This is a genomic window from Vibrio sp. 970, from assembly GCF_033339075.1.
Map to the genome: position 1 here is coordinate 233,541 of NZ_JAWOTW010000005.1, position 20,084 is coordinate 253,624.

The window sequence follows — 20,084 nt, forward strand, 5'->3', positions numbered from 1 at the left end:
AGGAAAATTCGATGATTTACAGTATGACAGCGTATGCACGCAAAGAAGTAAAAGGCGATTGGGGTTCTGCGGTATGGGAAATCCGCAGCGTGAACCAGCGTTATTTAGAAACATACTTCCGCATGCCAGAGCAATTTCGCGGGTTAGAGCCCGTTTTACGTGAGCGTTTTCGTAAGCGCTTAGCGCGAGGCAAAGTAGAATGTAATCTACGTTTTGAAGCAAACCCTGCCGCAAAAGGTGAGCTTAGCATCAATGAAGCGCTTGCTAGCCAGGTAATTAAAGCCGCTGAACAAGTCATGCACATGACTGGTGAACTGAGCCGAATCAATCCATTTCAAGTTATGCAATGGCCGGGGGTAATGGAAACGCCAGAGCAAGACATGGATGCGGTAAATAAAGTGCTACTAGAAGCGTTTGATGGCGCAATGGATGAATTTATTGAAGCGCGCGCTCGTGAAGGCGAGAACATGAAGGCGCTGATTGAGCAACGCCTCGAAGCGATCACATCAGAAGTTGTGAAAGTGCGCGCACGCATGCCAGAAATACTAGAGTGGCAACGTGAGCGTCTGTTCTCTAAATTTGAAGATGCAAAAGTAGAGCTAGACCCATCTCGCGTTGAGCAAGAGCTTATCCTTCTGGCACAGAAATCAGACGTAGCAGAAGAGCTAGACCGTCTTGATTCTCACGTAAAAGAAACCACGAACATTCTGAAAAAAGGCGGCGCAGTGGGTCGTCGTCTAGATTTCATGATGCAAGAGTTCAACCGTGAATCGAACACGCTAGCGTCGAAATCCATCAGCACCGACATCACCGCATCGGGCGTTGAACTGAAAGTTCTAATTGAACAGATGCGTGAGCAGATCCAAAACATTGAATGATCTAAAAGTCATCGAGTATTGAAACAAAAAAGCCCCGCTAATACGGGGTTTTCTTTTATTCGTCTTTTTCCAAGGTACTGTTATCAACGTAGGGCCAATAATGGTGCCCAATTCTGATCAGCAAAGTAGCCGCAGCCAAAATAAACGCAGCCAGAGATAACCACACAACCAAAACTGCATCCAGCTCTTTCATTCCGAGTGTGATGTAGCGGGCGATGGCCATCATCGCGATGTAGATAGGATAGCGTACCGGAATTTTACCGTTCATCACGAACTGCTGCACCATAGCGAGCACTTCCAGATAGATAAACATCAACAGAATATCCGTGAGTAAGACACGCTTCTCTACAAATACGTGCACAAACTCTTGCATCATGGCGTACAACGTCGCCAAGGTAATAGAGACTAATAACACCGCCTCCAAAATATGGAAGATTTTCAGGAAAGGTCGACTAAAGGATTTCGGTAAATTCGACGGCATGGTCCATTATCCAAACAAAGAAAATAGGCCTTGAGTTTAGCATGCAACGATCTTCAATCAATCAGAATAAACATCAGTGCAAATCGACTCCAAGTCCTGGCATTTGCTTATAAAAACGCTCCGCTTATTTGGCGGAGCGCTTTTGTGTTATAGGACCTGTGGCATCACTTACGCCACTTGCTGCTTTTTTTCAGCTACGCGCTTTTTCTTCCGATATTTAGGGTGAGTGATCGGAATCGCAGATAGGAGTTTTTTGGTGTATTCGTTTTGCGGGTTTGCATAAATTTCTTTAGCACTGCCTGCTTCTACCACTTTACCAAAATACATCACGGCAACTTTGTCAGAAACATGTTTCACCACCGAGAGATCGTGAGAGATAAATATGATCGCCAAGTTCATTTCTTGTTGCAGTTGTAGCAATAGGTTCAAGATTTGCGCCTGTACCGACACATCTAACGCAGATACCGATTCATCACAAATCAGCAGTTTAGGCTTCAATGCAATCGCGCGAGCGATACCGATACGCTGCCGTTGCCCGCCTGAAAATTCATGTGGATAACGGTTTACTGCCGTTTCTGGTAATCCCACTTTGATTAAAAGCTCTTTTACCCATTGTTTACGCTCTGTTGGCGTGCCAATTTTATGAATAACAAACGGTTCTTCCAGAATCATACCGATGGTATGACGCTGATTGAGTGACTCCATTGGGTCTTGAAAGACGATTTGCATGTCTTTACGCAGCGATCGCATCTCTTTCACAGACAATTTAGTGATGTCTTTACCTTCAAAGAAAATCTTACCTTCTGTTGGCTCGTATAACTTTAAGATCGTGCGACCAAGGGTGCTTTTACCACAACCTGACTCACCAACTAGCCCCAGTGTTTCACCTTCAGAAACAGACAGTGAAACCCCGTCTACCGCTTTGATGGTGTAGCCTTTCTTGAACAGCCCTTTACCAGAAACAAAGTGCTGCTTAAGATTTTCAATTCTTAATACTTCTTTTGCCATAACATCCTCTTTTATGACTGGTTCACTTTGCCCAGTTAACTGGCAAACATACTGGCATCAATAGGCTTGATATCGATCATCTGCTTCGGCTCATTATCTAAGCTCGGCATCAATCCCATTAAACGCTCTGTGTATGGGTGCTGCGGGTTATCAAACAACTCAAAAATTTCTGCTTTTTCGACAATACGTCCGCCATACATCACGGCAACATCATCACACACTTCTGCCACAACCCCGAGATCGTGAGTGATGAAGATCATCGCCATGCCCGTTTCTTCCTGAAGCTCGTTCATCAGTTCAAGGATAGACGCCTGAACCGTAACATCCAACGCTGTAGTCGGTTCATCACAAATCAGAATATCCGGCTTACAGGCCAATGCCATCGCGATCATGACACGCTGGCGCATACCACCAGATAGGTTATGGGGATACTCATTCAATCGCTTCTCTGGCATTGGAATTTTTACTTTTGCCAGCATTTCAATCGAGTACGCCTCCCGCTCCTTTTTGTCGAGCTCAGGTCGATGGAGCTCAAGCACTTCACATATTTGACGACCAATGGTGTGCACTGGGTTGAGCGCCGTCATCGGGTCTTGGAAGATGATCGAAATGCGATCGCCACGCATGGCGTACATCTCTTCCGCAGGCAAATCAACTAGGTTGGTGCCGCGATAATTCACTTCACCTTTGATAATGTTGCCATATGGCTTAGGTAATAGCCCCATGATCGACATTGAGGTTACGCTCTTACCACTACCTGACTCTCCTACCAGACCGAGTGTACGTCCAGCTCTCACATCAAAGTTCACACCATGCAGAACCTTCACTGGCCCATCATCGGTGGTAAATTCAACTTCGAGATCTTTAACACTTAGGATTACATCGTTTTCCATAACCAATCCTTACAGCTTATAAGTGTCATCTACGACAACAACAGGTTCAAAAGCTTTGCCTGACTTCATCGCTTGTTTCGTTTCTTTTTTGATATCACTATCAATCCAGTAAGTGCCATCGCCTATGATTGCACCACTGAACAGCGCCTCTGTCATGCGATTCATTGGCTTATCTGGAAACTTTAACCAGCGCCAGTGACCATAGCGGACATAAGGAACCATGTAGCCTGGGACGATAACGTGAGCATCAATGATGTCACGCTGAATCTCATGACCTAGCTGGATCTTTTTATCCATATCCATGCCAAAACGATACTCGATGATCTTTTCATCCAGTTCAGGCGTGCTGTAGTTTGTGAAAGAGTTAGTTTGCGGCTTGTTCGCATTGACTGAATGGAAGTACTCCCAATACGTTGGGATCTCAGACGTACCCATATCTAAGAAAGCCAAATCGTGCTTTTTCTCACGTACGTATTTGAACATGGATGAGCCATCAACTAACTTGAGCTCAATATCCAGCCCTGCTAGCTTGGCTTGCTCACGCAAAAATGCAATACGAGGAGTATGAACAGGTGTTCCGTAGGTCAGCTCGAAGCTTAAGCGCTCACCTTTATCATTAACACGAATACCATCAGGACCAATTTTGTTAAAGCCTGCGGCTTCGAATGCCTCGGCCGCTTTTGCGGGATCAAACTTCGGTGCCTTAGCCTCTGGTAGGGTGTATTTACCATGACCATAACCGGTCGGGTTCGGTTTACGGGAGTAGTCGCCACGCATGACATTCTCTATCATGCCATCAAAGTCAATCGCGTAAGTAATGCCCTTGCGAATGTTTAAATCATCCAGCAAAGGCATCGCGGTGTTCATCCATACACCACCAGCCCCAACTGGGAATTGGTTGTAACCCCAGAACTTTTGAATGTATCCCTTTTGGTAAGGTTCCGTATTCGATTTATCATGCCATAAGCTTGGTAAAACAAGACCAAATGCGTCCAGCTTCCCTTTCTCAAAGTGCTTCATCGCGATATCACTGTCGCGAATCACTGTGATGCGGATTTTGTCGACATTATAACGATGTTGATAATACTTATTGCTGTAACCCCACCAGTCTTCACCGACATGTTTGAAGGTAACACTTTTACCTTTTTTAATGTCATCTAGGTAGTATGCACTGGTCGTTGGTTCACTTTTAAAATTGTAGTAGCGGACAAAGTTGTCATGTATACCGTCACCATTTTCATCTTTTGAAGGGTTAGCATAAAAATGTGCGGGACGTGGGCGCAGGGCCCCCATTCGTAACAGCAACTCTTCCGGATTAAACTCTTTCGCCGCCTTAACAGCAAACGTGTGAGTGTCGTACTTGATAACATCCGCAATCGTTTTGTTGTAGTAATCGTTGTACCAAGGCTCCAAGATGTCCTTGGAACGATAAAACTTCAGCATGAACACGAAATCGTCGGCAGTCACAGGTTTGCCGTCCGACCATTTGGCTTCAGGGTTGAGTTTGAAATAGACCGTTTTGTTGTCACCTGCTAACGCCCACTCGTTAGCAAGCTCAGGGATAAACTCTAAAGTATCTGGGTGGCGGACCACCAAGCCTGGTGTTTCATCTAAGATAAAAGAACGTAGCCCTGCATTAGCGTCTGGGCCAACACTACGTAACGTCTGCGGGAAACTTGACATAAAGGTGCGATAAGTCCCTCCACGTTTCGCTTCTGGCGAACCATATTGAGGCTCATCCCAGTTTGTTTGCCAGTTTAAGTCAGTCGGAAGCGTTGCTGACATTGCACCAAAACTCAGGGCGCTCAGCGTGGACGCTAAAAATAATTTCTTCATAAAACTTCCCTTTTTATGTTTTGCTCACAATGCTCGCTTAAACATAGCGTGTGAATTTTTTCGGGTCGAAAGCCGCTCGAATGGCTTCACCAATAAAGGTCACCATTACCAGAACCAGAACAATAGAAGTCACTACTGACGCAACAATCCATGGCGAATCTAAGTTTGACTTACCTTGTTGCAGTAGTTCACCCCAACTTGGCGTTGGTGGCATCAAGCCTAATCCTAGGTAATCGAGAGCAGTCAGTGCTGTGATGTTAGCTGCAATAGTGAAAGGCGCTAGGGTTACAATCATCACCATCGTATTTGGCAAGATGTGATTAAACAAGATACGTCCGGTCGATGCCCCTAAAGCACGAGCCGCCATTACATATTCTCGTGCCGCTTCTTTATAGGTCATGGTCCGCATGTACCATGTCATCCCCATCCAAGTGAAAAGCACGTTAATAGCGACAAAGAGAGCGAACGTCGGCTGAACGATTGAGACAAGAATCATAATGACGTACAAAAACGGGACCATTGACCAGATTTCGATAAGTCGCTGTACAAACAAGTCAAATTTACCGCCCCAAAAACCCATAGCACAACCGACTGCAGTACCGATCGCGTAGGAAATGGCCATCGTAAGCAACGCAAATCCCATCGCCGTTCTGAATCCGTAGACGAGTCGCGCCAAAATATCGCGACCTATCACATCTGTACCTAAATAATGCTTATTTTCGGCACTAGGCGCTGTTGGCGGGAAATCACCACTAAAATCTTGTTCGTATGGGTTCCACGGCACAAGCGGCAAAATAACAAAGTTGTCGCCCCCTTCAGCCTCAAACGCTTTTTGCAGTACACGATAATCGGCTTCACTGGATGACTCTTGGCCGAATTCGCTACCTAAACGTACGTCACTGACAACAGGAAAATAGTAGCTACCATCGTACTTGACGACTAGCGCTTTACTGTTGATCAAAAGTTCGGCGAATAGAGAAAGGATCAACATGATAGAAAGAGCAACAAACGACCAATAGCCTCGTTTGATCTCTTTAAAGTGACGAATTTTCTTTTGAGTTAATGGACTAACTTTAATCATGTTACGCTCCAAACTTCACACGTGGGTCGACTAAAGCAACACAAATATCTGAAATGATGTTACCAATGAGCAGTAACAACGCATTAATGGCGACAATACCCATAACAACAGGGTAATCACGCTCCATGATTGATTCGTAACCCAATAAGCCAATGCCATCAATATTGAAGATAACTTCAATCAGGAAGGCACCGGTCATGAAGAACAACAAAGAGTTACCAAAGTGACTCGCGATCGGAATTAAGCTGTTACGCAACGCGTGCTTACGAACTGCTTTTTTGAAAGGTAATCCTTTCGCAATTGCGGTGCGGATGTAATCTGAGGAAAGGTTTTCCATCAGGTTATTTTTCATTGTCATCGTCAGCGTGGCAAAATCACCAATGAGGTAACAGATCAAAGGCAACACCGCATGCCACATAATGTCTTTAGCGCGTTCAAAGAAGGTTTCGTAATCGTCGAAGTCATCGCCGACAAAGCCTCCCATCGGAAACCATTCCAAGTGATAACTAAATAACGTGATCAGCAATACACCCACCACATAACCTGGTAGCGCGTAGCCTACGAAAATGAGTACTGAAGAGGCGGAATCAAACACAGAACCGTGCTTGAGCGCCTTATAGTAACCAAGAGGAATCGAGATAAAATAACTAATAAAGAAGGTCATGCCGCCATAAAACAACGACACTGGCAAACGCTCTGCGATCATATCCGAGACAGGCTCGTAGTAACGCGTCGACTCGCCAAGATCTAGCATTACCAAACGACTTAACCACTCGACGTACGCTTCCGTTACAGGTTTATCCAGGCCATAAAACGCATTCAGCTCCGCGATTTGATCGTCAGAAAGGGCCGTATTACCACCCGCAGACGTCATTGATGCGGCGCCATCTCCCTGAGACTGCATTTGTGACAACATGCGTTCAACAGGTCCGCCAGGCACGAAACGAGTGATAGCAAAGATGAGAATAGTTATCCCGAGAAACGTTGGGATAACCAACGCCAAACGGCGTAAAAAGTACGACAGCATATACAACTTGCTCCTTGTCTACTGTCCAGTTCAAACGGAGTGAAAGAGGATATTTTCCGCCCAAAATGGTGCATATTTATCTCGTAGTAACTAAAACTGTTGAAGCACACTCCCTGCGCCTCAAGAGCTAGACTTTTCTACTACTGCAATAATTTCAGCGTCATATTTATCTTGAATCCACATCAGCTTCAAGTGTTTGAAACCAAAACATGACAAACTTCCTTCGATGTCGAAAAACAGAAATGTTTTTGTAAAAAATTATAAAAAACCACAAAAATAATTCATACAGAATATCAATCTAGGCTGTTTAGAGCCAAAACCCTACATAAAAATGCACCCTACACACATAAATAGCCACATAATCCAAGGTTATATTTGACCTAAAAATACGAGTGAGCCCTTTAACCGCAATGGGTATCATATTTTGATACCACCTAATAAGTTCGAGCTAACAAAGTATGGATTCGATATAAAACTCATCTCAGAACAATTCACTGGAAAAATATCTTTTTCCAGATTCAATTACCCACTAAAAAACCATAGGCAAGATAAGTCATTAAAGTTTATAAGAAACACAAAATACGGTGTTTTATTGAAATTTAATCTCGATTCATAAACCTTATTCGGTTTTTTATTCCGCCTTTTAAATAAAGCCTGGTTATTTACATCTTTTTTACATTTAAGCATCCCCGTTTACCACTGGTTTGACTTCCTTTTTTCATCTCGGTTATACATTGGCCGAACGTTAACGAAATATTAACGTCACATTTGGCCGCTATGCGGCCAGACATAGGAAATAATAATAATCGGAGCAACAAGGATGTATAAAAACACAACCGCTTTATCTGTTGCGATAAGCCTTGCTTTGGGGACAGCAGCAGTTGCAGCCCCAGCAACAGCACTGGCAGAAGAGCAGCAAGTTGAAAAACTTCAAAAGATGAAAGTTACTGGTTCGCGTATCTCCACGACGGATATGGAAGGTCCTTCACCAGTTACTGTTATTAATAGTAAAGACATTGAGTCTAAAGGCTTTAACAGCGCGCAAGACGTATTGAACAGTTTGACCCAAAACACAGGTGGTGTAATGGCTCAAACAGACTCTTTCTCGTTTACACCAGCAGCGCAGTCAGTCAACTTACGTGGCCTTGGCGCGTCACGCACATTGATTCTTATTGATGGCCGTCGTCTTCCTCAATACCCGCTAGCACAAGATGGTACATCTAACTTCCAAGATATCGGCCAAATCCCTGTCGCCGCTATTGAGCGTGTTGAAGTAATGACCGACTCAGGTTCTGCTATCTACGGCTCCGACGCAATCGGTGGTGTCGTAAACTTCATTTTAAAGAAAGACTTTGATGGCGTTTCTGTAAAAGTACGCGCGGGTGACGCGACGGATGGTGGTTACCAAAATGGTCGTTTAGACGTTGTAGCTGGCAAAAACTTTGACGACAAACGTATTCTCTTCGTTGGCCAATTTGCGGGCAACGAAATGCTAAAGCAATCTGACCGAGATGATTGGGCTGGCGATGACGGTTCTAGCCGTTCTCAGCTAAGTGGCTACTCTAGCTACGGTGCAAACTTTGAAGGCGCCAACGGAACACTTCTAACACCAGCTGATGCTGGTTCTTCATGTAAAGAAGTCGTTGGTGATGCCGCGATTGAACGAGCGGATGGAAAGTGTGGTGTTAACCGCTCTGCATACCGAACATTAAAACCAGAAAACAAACAAGTAGACCTACTTTTACGTGGTGAAATGGACATTAACGACAATGTCACTGCCATGGCAGAAGCCCGTTTTGGCTACAAGTCTACAGAATCTGAATTCGAACCTAACCCTTACAGCGTTGAAGTTGATGCCACTCACTTCCGCGGCGAAGGCGAATACACTCGCCGTATGGTCGAATTTGGACCACGCGAAAGTAACACTGAAGCCGATTCTTTTGGCTTAACCTTAGGCTTGAACGGCCTGCTTGCTGATACGTATGATTGGGACCTATCCGCTGGTTACTCTGAGCAAAGCGTTGAAACAAGCAACCCAGCAATCTTCCTAACTCTCGACCAAGCTGTACAAAATGGTGATGTCGATCTTCTAGGGCCTATCTCTCAAGACGTTGTAGACAAATACAGCGGCACTTCAAGCAAAGAAGCTTACTCAAAGCTTTACTCTGTTAACGGCTCACTGGCTGGTGATTTGGTTGAACTTCCTGCAGGTATGTCTGGCTTTGCTGTTTATGGTGAATGGAACCGTACTGACTACAATGAGACGATTGATGCGACAACAGCAGCTGGTGGTTTCTCTGGTCTAGGTGGAACATCAGGCGGCGGTGACCGCGATCAGATTGGTCTTGGTGTTGAAGCTCTTATTCCTATCATTGAAGATTTAGAAATGACTGTCGCTGGTCGTTACGACCACTACTTCGACGACTCGGCAACTGGCGGCGCATTCACTCCTAAAGTAGCCCTAGCATACCGTCCTACTGACACCCTATTGCTACGTGGTAGCTACGGTCTAGGCTTCCGAGCTCCAGACTTGAAGCGACTATTTGGTGATCAAACTCGAGGCTTTGGTTCTGGTTTTGACCCTGTGCTTTGTGCCAACGCTGGTGGTAGCGGCCCACAAGATAAAGACAAGTACCCAGAGTGTGATACTCAGTACTTCGATACGCTTAATGGCCCTAACTCTGAGCTGAAAGAAGAAACAAGTACAAACATTAACTTGGGCCTAGCGTGGGAGCCTGTGGATGATCTTGGTGTAACTGTTGACTGGTACCACATCAAGATGGAAGACGTCGTAACAGCACCAACTTACCAAGACGTAATTAACGATCCAGGTAAATACCCAGGTACTGAAGTCGTTCGTAACCCAGATGGCACCATCAAGTCGGTATCCTATGGTCCAGTGAACCAGTCGTATGAAGAGCGTTCTGGTATTGACCTAGCGATCAAATACGCATACGACACTAATGAGTTCGGTTCATTTAACACGCGTGTTGCTGTAACGAAGATCTTGATTGCTGAATATCAAGAAAACGACAGCGAGCCTGTAACGGATGAAAGAGATTTCATGCCTGAATACACCGCAACGTTAAATCTTGGCTGGGCATATGAAGATGTCGCTATCAACCTATTTGGTAAATACCGCGACCGTATGTGTTCAAGCTACGCAAACCGTTACTACTTTGATGACTGTGATTCTGCTAAAAAAGCGGGTTACAAAGCAGAAATCGCTAGTATGACAACGTGGAACCTAACGGCTTCTTACCAATTCAACGAGAGTGGTCGTGTAACTCTTGGTGCTATCAACATGTTTGACAAAGTACCGCCTGCAGATCCTCTAAGCGATACCTCTCCATTCTATGCAACTGGGTATGACGATCCAATCGGACGTCAGCTATACGTCGAGGCATCATACGACTTCTAAAAAATATTTGGCGCGGGTTTTCCGCGCCCTTTTCGACTGACTAAAACACTGACAAGGATGCAACCATGAAATTCAAGGAATTTGGTCTCAGTGCCATAGCTGCAGCATTGCTTACTATCAGTAGTAGCTCTATAGCGGCCAACTCTGGTGCTGTCGTTTCCACACAAGCAAAAGCAAATCAATCTTCAGAAGCTTCGCAACAAAAAATCGACAATTATGCCGAAAGTACTGAAGGCATGTTGGCAGAATACAAAGGCTTACTACGTCAAATCGACAGCATGAAAGTCTACAACGAGCAAATTAATCGTATGGTTCAATCACAGCAAGGTGAATTGGACTCATTAAATAACCAAATAGCTCAGATCGATCAAACGGCAACAGAAGTAGTGCCACTAACACTTAAAATGATCGATGCACTCGATGAGTTTGTGACTCTCGATCTGCCTTTCCAGAAAAAAGAACGTAATAAACGTGTCCAAGAACTGCGTCGTCTCATGGATCGCGCCGACGTAACGACTTCTGAGAAATTCCGTAAAGTGATGGAAGCCTACCAAATTGAAGAAGGCTTCTCTCGCTCAATTGAATCTTACAAAGCTAGCCTAGATAGAAATGGGGAAACCGTGACTTACGACTTCCTACGTATTGGTCGCACGGCGCTTTTATTCCAATCTCCAGACGGTGGTGAGACAGGTATGTGGAACCAACAAACACGTCAATGGGAAACATTACCGGAAAGCTACCGCATAGCGGTACAGCAAGGCCTTCGTATCGCGAAGAAGCAAGCGCCACCAGCGCTAATCAAATTGCCTGTATATGCTGGGGAGGAATAAGAGATGAAAGGATTCAAAACTCTAGCCGCTGGTCTACTAGCGAGCTTATTTATGGTTTCAGGCGTACAAGCAGAAACGCCTAAAAACCTATCTGAACTACTCAAAAACGTAAAATCAGAAAGCATCGTTGAGTCAAAAGAGAACAAAGCCCGTGAAGCTGAGTTCAAGAACAACCGAGATAAGCAAGCGGCATTATTGCAACAGGCTCGTGAAGAGCTAGCTTCACAGCAAGCACTGGGCGATCAACTTAAAGCGACATTTGATGAAAACGATAAGCAGCTGACTGAACTAACAGAAACCTTACGTGTTCGCTCTGGTACTTTGGGCGAAATGTTTGGTGTGGTCCGCCAATATGCGGGCGAGTTTAAGGGCTTATTTGCTGCCTCTCAAAACGCTGTTCAGTTCCCAGAGCGTGACGCTCTACTAACGAAACTGGCTGAAAGCAAAGAACTGCCATCAACACAAGAGCTAGAAGCATTCTGGCATACCATTCTTCAACAAGTGGTTGCCTCAGGCGAGACAGCAACAACCCAAGCAACGGTTGTTTATGGCGAAGGTAAAGAAGCGGTTCGCGATGTTACTCTTGTCGGTGAATTTAACGCGATTGCCGATGGTAAGTACGTTACTTATGTACCTCAAACAGGTAAGTTCGAAGAACTCTCTCGACAGCCTCGCACCAATATTACACGTCATGTTGCAGGCTTTGAGTCAGCGTCAAACAGCTATGAGCCACTGTTCATTGACCCATCCCGTGGTGTAATTCTGTCTCTACTTGTACAAAGCCCTACCGTTCAAGAACGTATTGATCAAGGTGGCATTGTAGGTTACGTCATCCTTGGTATGGGTGCAGTTGGCGCTATCATTGCTCTAGTTTGCTTCCTACGCCTTCAAGTGATTGGCGGTAAAATGCGTAAGCAAGCGAAATCAGAAACCGTGATTCCTGGTAACCCTCTGGGTGAAGTTATCCAAGCTTACCAAGAACACAAAGGTGACAACCTTGAAGATCTTGAAGCGAAACTGGACGAAATCATCCTACGTAACGCACCGAGCATTGAACGCTTTATCAGCTCAATCAAACTGTTCGCTTCTGTAGCACCACTTCTAGGTCTACTGGGTACGGTTATGGGTATGATCGGTACGTTCCAAGCAATCACACTATTTGGTACAGGTGATCCTAAGCTAATGGCTGGCGGTATCTCTGAAGCACTTGTTACTACGATGCTTGGTCTGGTTGTCGCAATTCCTCTACTGTTCCTGTACACCATCGTACACAGTAAAGGTCGTCGTTTGGTTCAAACTCTTGAAGAACAGAGTGCAGGCTTCATCGCTCGCTATCAGGAAAAACTACATAAAGCCGAAAGCTAAGGAGGCGTTATGTGGTGGTTAGTTGGAGAACTTGAATCAATTAGGCGCTTCTTGGGAATGGGTGGCGATGTACTCGTCGCCATCTTCATCCTCAGCTTTATGCTTTGGGCAGTATTGTTAGAACGTTGGTTCTATTTTGCTGCCGTCGCTCCAAAAGCCATGAAAAAAGCCGTTGGCTCATGGCAGGGGCGATCAGAGCACCAGAGCTGGAACGCTAAGATGATCCGACAAGAAATTGTTTCTCGTCAGGACATTGAGAATAAAAAGGGCCTACCAATCGTCAAAGTATTGATTGCGCTTTGTCCCTTACTGGGTTTGCTCGGCACCGTTGTTGGCATGATCCAAGTATTCGACATCTTAGCGGTAACAGGAACAGGAAGCCCTCGAGCAATGGCCTCGGGGATCTCAAAGGCAACAATCCCAACTTTAGCCGGGATGGTGGCTTCTCTATCAGGACTGTTCTTTAGTTCACGTCTTGATCATTTAGCCAAAGTCACAACGCAAAAGCTGGAAGATAAGCTAAAGCATATTGCCTGAGTAAATGGAATTAGAGGTATAGGTCATGAAAAGACGCTATAGCAGTGATAGCAGTGATGAAACCGCTATCGATATGACACCGATGCTCGACATCGTATTCATCATGTTGATCTTCTTTATCGTAACAACATCGTTCGTAAAAGAAGCTGGTCTAGAAGTAAACCGCCCGACGGCAAGCTCTGCGCAAACCGTGAAAAAAGGTAACATCATGGTCGCAGTTGGTGCGGCGGGTGATGTTTGGGTTGATAAACGCCGCATCGAAGTGGACGCGGTTCGCGCGAATATTGAACGTCTTCGTGCAGAAAGCCCTGATGGCGCAGTTGTTATCCAAGCCGACACTGAAGCAAATGCTGGCGTAGTCGTGAAGGTTATGGACCAGATCAAAATGGCAGGTGTAGAAAGCATCTCCATTGCCGCAACCAATAAGGATTAAGCTTATGCGGTATCTGGCCTCAATTGCACTGGCGCTCATTGTCTCCCTCGGGTTGTTCTGGGGGATGGACAAGCTAGTAAACAAAGAGCGCCACGAGTTAGTGTCGAATGATGACCTGCGTATGGTCGAGTTTATTCGCATTAAACCAGACGAAAAAATACAGGAGAAAAAACGCGAACTTCCAAAGCCACCACCGCCTAAGCGTCCGCCGCCGCCGCCAGAAATGAAAGTGACAGCGACAGTAAAACCGGTGATGGAGCAGACCCCAATGGATATGCCAAAGCTTGACCTACCCGTAAATGTTACAGGTGGTTCGGTGCTTGGACATTATAGCCAGGGTGGAGGTGCGCAACTCGCGGGTAGCGGAGGTCCAACACCTCTAGCGACATTCCAACCTCAAATGCCTAGGAAGGCTGCGAAAGCAGGAATAGAAAAAGGGGTCGTCTTATTAGAGTTTACTGTAAACGCACGTGGTGCCGTAGAGGACATCAAAGTTCTTAAAGAGCAACCACGACGCTTAGGCCTCGGTCGAGCGGCAAGAAAAACAGTCTCTAAATGGACATTTAAACCAAAATTGGTTGACGGGAAACCTGTTAGCTCGCGCCTATCGCAAGAAATAGAGTTCTCAACCAATTAAGGAGTCACGATGAAAAGTTTATGGAAAAGCAAAGTGGCTTCTTTAATTCTCTTCGCAGGAGTGGCAATGACCGCTCCTACGATGGCAAAAGAAGCTCCTCAGTTATCAGATCGGACATTTCGAACCGTTAACAAAGTGCAAGAGTTGATCGCAACTGAAAAATATTCAGCAGCGAAAGAAAAACTAGCAAGCGCTTTAGAAAGCACAAGTTCGAAAAAATACGACCGAGCAGTTTTACTTCAGCAGACTGGCTTTTTGTATTCGCTACAAGACAATTATGTGCAAGCAGCAAAATACTTTGCCGAAGCATTACAGCTCGACGCACTTCCCGTTCCTGTTGCTCAACAAGTTCGCTACAGCTTGGCTCAGCTTTACCTAGCTGAAGAAAAGTATACGTTGTCTGTAAAAACGATGAAGGAATGGTTCAAGGTTGCAGAAACAACCAAAGAGAAGCCTCAAGCTCATGCTTATATCACGTTAGCGAGCGCTTATGTTCAGTTGGAAGATTACAAAAATGCAATCCCGCCAACCAAAAAAGCCATCGCGATGAGCAAGAGCCCAAGTGAGTCTTGGTACTTAATTCTCGTTGCATCTCACTACGAGTTAGGCCAGCTGAAAAGCGTTGCCAGTGTACTCAAAACTCTGACTTCAAAGTACCCTCAGAAAAAGCGTTACTGGATGCAACTTTCTGGTGTCTACATGGAGCTAGGTCAAGAGCGCAACTCTCTAGCCACCCTAGAAATGGTTTACAAAATGGGGAAACTAGAAGGAGAGAAGGAATATTTACGCTTTGTAAACTTCTTGGCTTATCAAGGTATTCCATATAAAGCAGCCAAAACTCTTGAAAAGGAAATGGCAGCTGGAAACATTGAAAAGACGAAGGAAAACTATGACCGCCTAGCCAGTTTCTGGCAGCAAGCTAAAGAGCTAGATAAATCAATTCTCGCTTATAAAAAGTCATATAACCTCGCTCCTTCTGCTAAAACGCAAATTCAGATTGCTCGCTTAATGATACAAGACAAGCAGTATTCTGAAGCAACTCGTTTTGTAGAAAGCGCGGCATCCAGTGCCTCTAAAGAGCAAAAGGCAGAACTTGAATACATTCGCGGGATGGCCTATTTCGAGCTTAAGCAACCACAAAAGGCCTTGCAGGCGATGAAAGGCGCTGCTCAATCGCCAAAATTCAGGTCAACCGTTAGCCCTTGGATAAATTTCCTAGAGTCTCAAGGATAATTCGAAGATTAAGTGTGAGTCAGTCGCACGCCTGGGGAAGTGAAAGCTTCCCCTTTTTTCCGTTTTATCTTTATTAACCCCTATTTTTAACCAGAGTCACTCACGCAAGCCAAATCGGGACTCTAAACCTAAAATCAGCACACTAAACGGTTGTAGAAATGGTTTTAATAACAGAGTGCGCGGATGGTAAGTCCTGTACCACGCTCCTTCTTCACTGTTTAGGAACACTCTGGCGTAAGTAACTATTTCATCTGGGACGATCACAGACAGAAAGATCAACTGGTAACAAAATAGAGATCATGATACTCTTCGCCTCCATTTTTCTGGCGGGATTATCACCAATATCCACCCCTTTGGTGGTTGATTTCTCAATGCCAGTGCTATCGTTATAAGAATGTCGAACTTTCCTTCGGCACTCAATCAATCCAATCAAAAGTGGAACAGTACAATGGGCAAAGGTACTCTCTATATCGTATCTGCACCTAGCGGCGCAGGTAAATCTAGCTTGATCTCAGCGATGTTGGAACGCAACCCAACCTACGCAATGAAAGTGTCTGTGTCTCACACCACGCGCAACATGCGACCTGGTGAAGAAAATGGTGTCCACTACCATTTTGTAGCGAAAGATGAGTTTGAAGCCCTGATCGCTAAAGGTGACTTCCTAGAATACGCAGAAGTGTTTGGTAATTATTACGGCACATCTCGTGTATGGATTGAAGAAACACTAAATAAAGGTATCGACGTTTTTCTAGATATCGACTGGCAAGGCGCACGCCAAATCCGTGAACAAATGCCAGAAGCCAAAAGCATCTTCATCCTGCCACCATCAAACGGTGAGTTAGAGCGTCGCTTGAACACTCGTGGTCAAGATAGCGATGAAGTGATCGCAAAGCGTATGGCTGAAGCCAAGTCGGAAATCTCTCATTACAACGAGTACGACTACGTGATCGTAAACGACGATTTTGATACCGCTTTGATGGATTTTAAAGCTATCTTGCGTGCTGAAAGATTGAAGGAAGAAAAGCAAGCTGCTAAATATAAAGGTATGCTTGACGCGTTGTTAGCAGAGTAACTTCAAAAAAGTCACGCTGTAAAACATAAAGAATTTCCCGTTTTTTGCCCAGTGCTAAAAACACAATAAACTACCTGAGAAAGTCCACAAACAGTGGCTTGTCTAATTGCTAGTAAATAAAGTAGTTAGGTTGTATACTTTCTCGTCATTCTAAAATTTTAGTTAACTATTTGGAGTCCTCATGGCACGCGTAACTGTTCAAGACGCTGTTGAAAAAGTTGGCAACCGTTTCGACCTAGTACTGATTGCGGCTCGCCGCGCTCGTCAAATGCAAACTGGCGGTAAAGATGCACTAGTGCCAGAAGAGAACGATAAGCCAACGGTTATCGCTCTACGCGAAATCGAAGAAGGTTTAATTACTAAAGAAGTTCTAGACGCTCGTGAACGTCAAGAACAGCAAGAGCAAGAAGCGGCAGAGCTAGCGGCAGTAAGCAGCATCGCTCACAACCGTTAATTCTGACTTTAGAATTCAACAACCTCCCGGGCCTATAATTTGTATCTATTCGATAGCCTCAAAGACGTTGCCCAAGAATACCTAACAGAGCCTCAGATTGAGGCTCTGCGTCAATCTTATGTGGTAGCGAGAGATGCCCATGAAGGGCAAACCCGCTCTAGCGGTGAACCATACATCATCCACCCTGTCGCAGTGGCTCGTATCTTGGCCGAAATGCGCCTTGATATCGAAACCCTCCAAGCTGCTTTGCTGCATGACGTCATTGAAGACTGTGATGTAACTAAAGAAGATCTCGAAGAGAAATTCGGCAACACTGTCGCAGAATTGGTTGATGGTGTATCTAAACTGGACAAACTCAAATTCCGCGATAGGAAAGAGGCTCAGGCTGAGAACTTTCGTAAGATGGTTCTGGCCATGGTGCAAGATATCCGCGTCATTCTGATCAAACTGGCTGACCGCACACATAACATGCGTACGCTTGGCGCGCTTCGACCAGATAAAAAGCGTCGTATTGCTCGTGAAACGTTAGAAATTTACGCGCCCCTCGCTCATCGTCTTGGTATTCACAATATCAAAACCGAACTCGAAGAGTTGGGCTTTGAGGCGCTATATCCCAACCGCTACCGCGTACTGAAAGAAGTGGTTAAAGCCGCACGTGGTAATCGTAAAGAGATGATCCAACGCATTCACAGCGAAATAGAAGGCCGTCTGCAAGATTTTGGCTTGAATGCTCGCGTCGTTGGTCGTGAGAAAAACCTGTTCTCTATCTACAACAAGATGAAAACCAAAGAACAGCGCTTTCACACCATCATGGATATCTATGCGTTCCGAGTCGTTGTTGATACCGCTGATACTTGTTATCGCGTTTTAGGCCAAGTACACAGCTTGTATAAGCCACGTCCTGGTCGCATGAAAGATTACATCGCGGTACCAAAGGCGAACGGCTATCAATCGCTACACACTTCCATGGTTGGCCCACACGGCGTACCTGTTGAAGTTCAGATCCGCACTGAAGATATGGATCAAATGGCGGACAAAGGTGTCGCGGCACACTGGTCTTACAAAGACAAAGGCGACAAGTCTGGTACCACTGCGCAAGTGAAAGCTCAGCGTTGGATGCAAAGCCTGTTAGAGCTACAACAAAGCGCGGGTAACTCATTCGAATTCATTGAAAACGTAAAATCCGATCTTTTCCCAGATGAGATTTACGTCTTCACACCAAAAGGTCGTATCGTTGAACTACCTTTAGGCGCAACGGCTGTCGACTTTGCCTATGCCGTACATACCGATGTAGGCAACTCTTGTGTTGGTGCTCGTGTTGATCGTAACCCTTACCCATTGAGTAAGGCATTGAAAAACGGTCAGACAGTGGAAATTATCAGTGCCCCTGGTGCGCGTCCGAATGCGGCATGGCTGAACTATGTCGTGACTTCTCGTGCCCGCACTAAGATTCGACAAGTACTGAAAACGATGCGTCGTGAAGAGTCGATTACTTTAGGTCGTCGCCTACTTAATCACGCACTTGGCCGTCACTCGATTGATTCAATTTATCCAGAAAATATCCAAGAAGTCTTGAATGATCTTCGCCTAGAAAGCATCGATGATTTATTGGCTGCTATTGGATTGGGTGAGTTGATGAGCATTGTGATCGCACGTCGTCTCCTTGGTGACACCGAAGAGCTCACGACAACAAGTTCAATCCCAACGGACTCGAAGAAGAAGCTTCCGATTCGTGGCGCAGAAGGCTTATTGCTGACGTTTGCAAATTGTTGTCATCCTATCCCAGATGATCACATTATTGCTCACGTATCGCCTGGTCGTGGTTTGGTTGTTCACCGAGAAACATGTCCGAACGTTCGTGGTTATCAGAAAGAGCCAGACCGTTATATGGCTGTCGCTTGGTCTGAAGACTACGATAAAGAGTTCATTGCTGAACTTAAAGTCGACATGCTTAACAACCAAGGTGCTCTTGCAGAACTGACCAACGTGATCTCGAAAACAGGATCAAACATTCATGGCCTTTCAACGGAAGAACGTGATGGTCGTCTATACACTGTGACTGTGCTGTTGACGACGAAAGATCGTGTCCACCTTGCTGGTATCATGCGTAAGATTAAGGCAATGCCTCAAGCAACCCGAGTCAGACGCAGAAAGAACTAACCTCTATCGCCACCTACTCTGTTAGGTGGCGATTTTTTATACCTCAATAAATATGAACCTAGAACGTTACAACCGTATTCACCAAGTCCTAAAAACTCGCCAAACTGATCTGACACTTTGTCTCGAAGAAGTACATAAGCCAAACAACGTCTCTGCTGTGATCCGCACCGCTGACGCGACAGGCTTACACAAAGTTCACGCAATTTGGCCAGACAAAATGCGTACGCTGAGCCATACCTCAGCAGGCGCGCGTAACTGGGTTGAAGTGGATACTCACGATTCGATTGAAACTGCGATTACCGAACTCAAAGCGCAAGGTATGCAGGTTTTGGTGACCAATCTTTCGGACACCGCCGTCGATTTTCGCGAAATCGACTACACCAAACCAACGGCAATCATTTTAGGCAGCGAAAAGGTTGGCGCTTCGGAGCAAGCCAAACAGCTTGCCGATCAAGACATTATTATCCCGATGGTGGGCATGGTGCAGTCACTAAACGTATCGGTTGCCAGTGCCGTAATTTTGTATGAAGCGCAACGTCAACGTGAAGCCGCAGGCATGTACGACCGAGAAGAAAGCGCTCTGCCTAAAGAGACAATCAACCGTATTCTCTTTGAACGTGGTCACCCTGTGCTGGCAAAGGTCGCGAAACGAAAAGGGCTCGTTTACCCACCACTCGATGAAGAAGGTCAAATCATCGCCGATGACGCGTGGTGGCAAGAGATGCAAAGCAAGTAACA

At 45.4% G+C, this 20,084-nt stretch carries 18 protein-coding genes; 12 read left to right on the plus strand and 6 right to left on the minus strand.

Annotated elements, in window-relative coordinates; all coding sequences use genetic code 11:
* Window positions 1-11: 11 nt before the first annotated feature.
* Complete coding sequence (locus R7Q11_RS09950) at window positions 12-878, plus strand: YicC/YloC family endoribonuclease (protein WP_005384776.1); 867 nt, start codon at window positions 12-14, stop codon at window positions 876-878.
* Window positions 879-933: 55 nt separating this feature from the next.
* Here R7Q11_RS09950 and R7Q11_RS09955 read toward each other — a convergent pair whose 3' ends face one another.
* The 6 genes from R7Q11_RS09955 to R7Q11_RS09980 form a co-directional block, all read right to left on the minus strand.
* Complete coding sequence (locus R7Q11_RS09955) at window positions 934-1,359, minus strand: phosphate-starvation-inducible protein PsiE (protein WP_025768316.1); 426 nt, start codon at window positions 1,357-1,359, stop codon at window positions 934-936.
* Between the two features lie 168 nt (window positions 1,360-1,527).
* Window positions 1,528-2,367 (minus strand): ABC transporter ATP-binding protein, encoded by an 840-nt coding sequence (locus R7Q11_RS09960; RefSeq protein ID WP_005379372.1) that lies wholly within the window; start codon window positions 2,365-2,367, stop codon window positions 1,528-1,530.
* 35 nt (window positions 2,368-2,402) lie between these two features.
* Window positions 2,403-3,260, minus strand: coding sequence for an ABC transporter ATP-binding protein (locus R7Q11_RS09965; RefSeq protein ID WP_005379371.1), 858 nt, complete (start codon window positions 3,258-3,260; stop codon window positions 2,403-2,405).
* 9 nt (window positions 3,261-3,269) lie between these two features.
* Window positions 3,270-5,096 (minus strand): extracellular solute-binding protein, encoded by a 1,827-nt coding sequence (locus R7Q11_RS09970; protein ID WP_225466412.1) that lies wholly within the window; start codon window positions 5,094-5,096, stop codon window positions 3,270-3,272.
* Between the two features lie 37 nt (window positions 5,097-5,133).
* Window positions 5,134-6,177 (minus strand): ABC transporter permease, encoded by a 1,044-nt coding sequence (locus tag R7Q11_RS09975; RefSeq protein ID WP_005379369.1) that lies wholly within the window; start codon window positions 6,175-6,177, stop codon window positions 5,134-5,136.
* Window position 6,178: 1 nt separating this feature from the next.
* Entirely contained in the window at window positions 6,179-7,204 is a 1,026-nt protein-coding gene (locus R7Q11_RS09980) for an ABC transporter permease subunit (RefSeq protein WP_005384771.1), read from the minus strand.
* An 820-nt stretch (window positions 7,205-8,024) separates the two neighbouring features.
* Here R7Q11_RS09980 and R7Q11_RS09985 point away from each other — a divergent pair.
* The 11 genes from R7Q11_RS09985 (at window position 8,025) to trmH (ending at window position 20,082) form a co-directional block, all read left to right on the plus strand.
* The gene (locus R7Q11_RS09985) at window positions 8,025-10,625 is read left to right on the plus strand and encodes a TonB-dependent receptor plug domain-containing protein (protein ID WP_017634998.1); all 2,601 of its coding nucleotides are present in this window, start codon (window positions 8,025-8,027) and stop codon (window positions 10,623-10,625) included.
* A 65-nt stretch (window positions 10,626-10,690) separates the two neighbouring features.
* Window positions 10,691-11,455, plus strand: coding sequence for a DUF3450 domain-containing protein (locus R7Q11_RS09990; protein ID WP_005379365.1), 765 nt, complete (start codon window positions 10,691-10,693; stop codon window positions 11,453-11,455).
* A 3-nt stretch (window positions 11,456-11,458) separates the two neighbouring features.
* Window positions 11,459-12,820: a MotA/TolQ/ExbB proton channel family protein gene (locus R7Q11_RS09995; RefSeq protein ID WP_005384750.1), complete on the plus strand. Its 1,362-nt coding sequence runs from the start codon at window positions 11,459-11,461 to the stop codon at window positions 12,818-12,820.
* A gap of 9 nt (window positions 12,821-12,829) precedes the next feature.
* The gene (locus R7Q11_RS10000; RefSeq protein ID WP_005379363.1) at window positions 12,830-13,357 is read left to right on the plus strand and encodes a MotA/TolQ/ExbB proton channel family protein; all 528 of its coding nucleotides are present in this window, start codon (window positions 12,830-12,832) and stop codon (window positions 13,355-13,357) included.
* A gap of 25 nt (window positions 13,358-13,382) precedes the next feature.
* Window positions 13,383-13,790: an ExbD/TolR family protein gene (locus tag R7Q11_RS10005; RefSeq protein WP_005379359.1), complete on the plus strand. Its 408-nt coding sequence runs from the start codon at window positions 13,383-13,385 to the stop codon at window positions 13,788-13,790.
* Between the two features lie 4 nt (window positions 13,791-13,794).
* Window positions 13,795-14,427, plus strand: coding sequence for an energy transducer TonB (locus R7Q11_RS10010; protein ID WP_005379353.1), 633 nt, complete (start codon window positions 13,795-13,797; stop codon window positions 14,425-14,427).
* Between the two features lie 9 nt (window positions 14,428-14,436).
* Entirely contained in the window at window positions 14,437-15,660 is a 1,224-nt protein-coding gene (locus tag R7Q11_RS10015; RefSeq protein WP_169644337.1) for a tetratricopeptide repeat protein, read from the plus strand.
* A gap of 448 nt (window positions 15,661-16,108) precedes the next feature.
* Window positions 16,109-16,732 carry a guanylate kinase gene (gene gmk, locus R7Q11_RS10020; RefSeq protein ID WP_005379347.1) on the plus strand — a complete coding sequence of 208 codons (624 nt, stop codon included), beginning with the start codon at window positions 16,109-16,111 and terminating at the stop codon, window positions 16,730-16,732.
* A gap of 181 nt (window positions 16,733-16,913) precedes the next feature.
* Window positions 16,914-17,186 (plus strand): DNA-directed RNA polymerase subunit omega, encoded by a 273-nt coding sequence (gene rpoZ, locus R7Q11_RS10025; RefSeq protein ID WP_005379346.1) that lies wholly within the window; start codon window positions 16,914-16,916, stop codon window positions 17,184-17,186.
* Window positions 17,187-17,225: 39 nt separating this feature from the next.
* Window positions 17,226-19,346 carry a bifunctional GTP diphosphokinase/guanosine-3',5'-bis pyrophosphate 3'-pyrophosphohydrolase gene (gene spoT / locus R7Q11_RS10030; RefSeq protein ID WP_005379340.1) on the plus strand — a complete coding sequence of 707 codons (2,121 nt, stop codon included), beginning with the start codon at window positions 17,226-17,228 and terminating at the stop codon, window positions 19,344-19,346.
* A gap of 52 nt (window positions 19,347-19,398) precedes the next feature.
* The gene (gene trmH / locus R7Q11_RS10035) at window positions 19,399-20,082 is read left to right on the plus strand and encodes a tRNA (guanosine(18)-2'-O)-methyltransferase TrmH (RefSeq protein WP_017820702.1); all 684 of its coding nucleotides are present in this window, start codon (window positions 19,399-19,401) and stop codon (window positions 20,080-20,082) included.
* Window positions 20,083-20,084 lie beyond the last annotated feature (2 nt).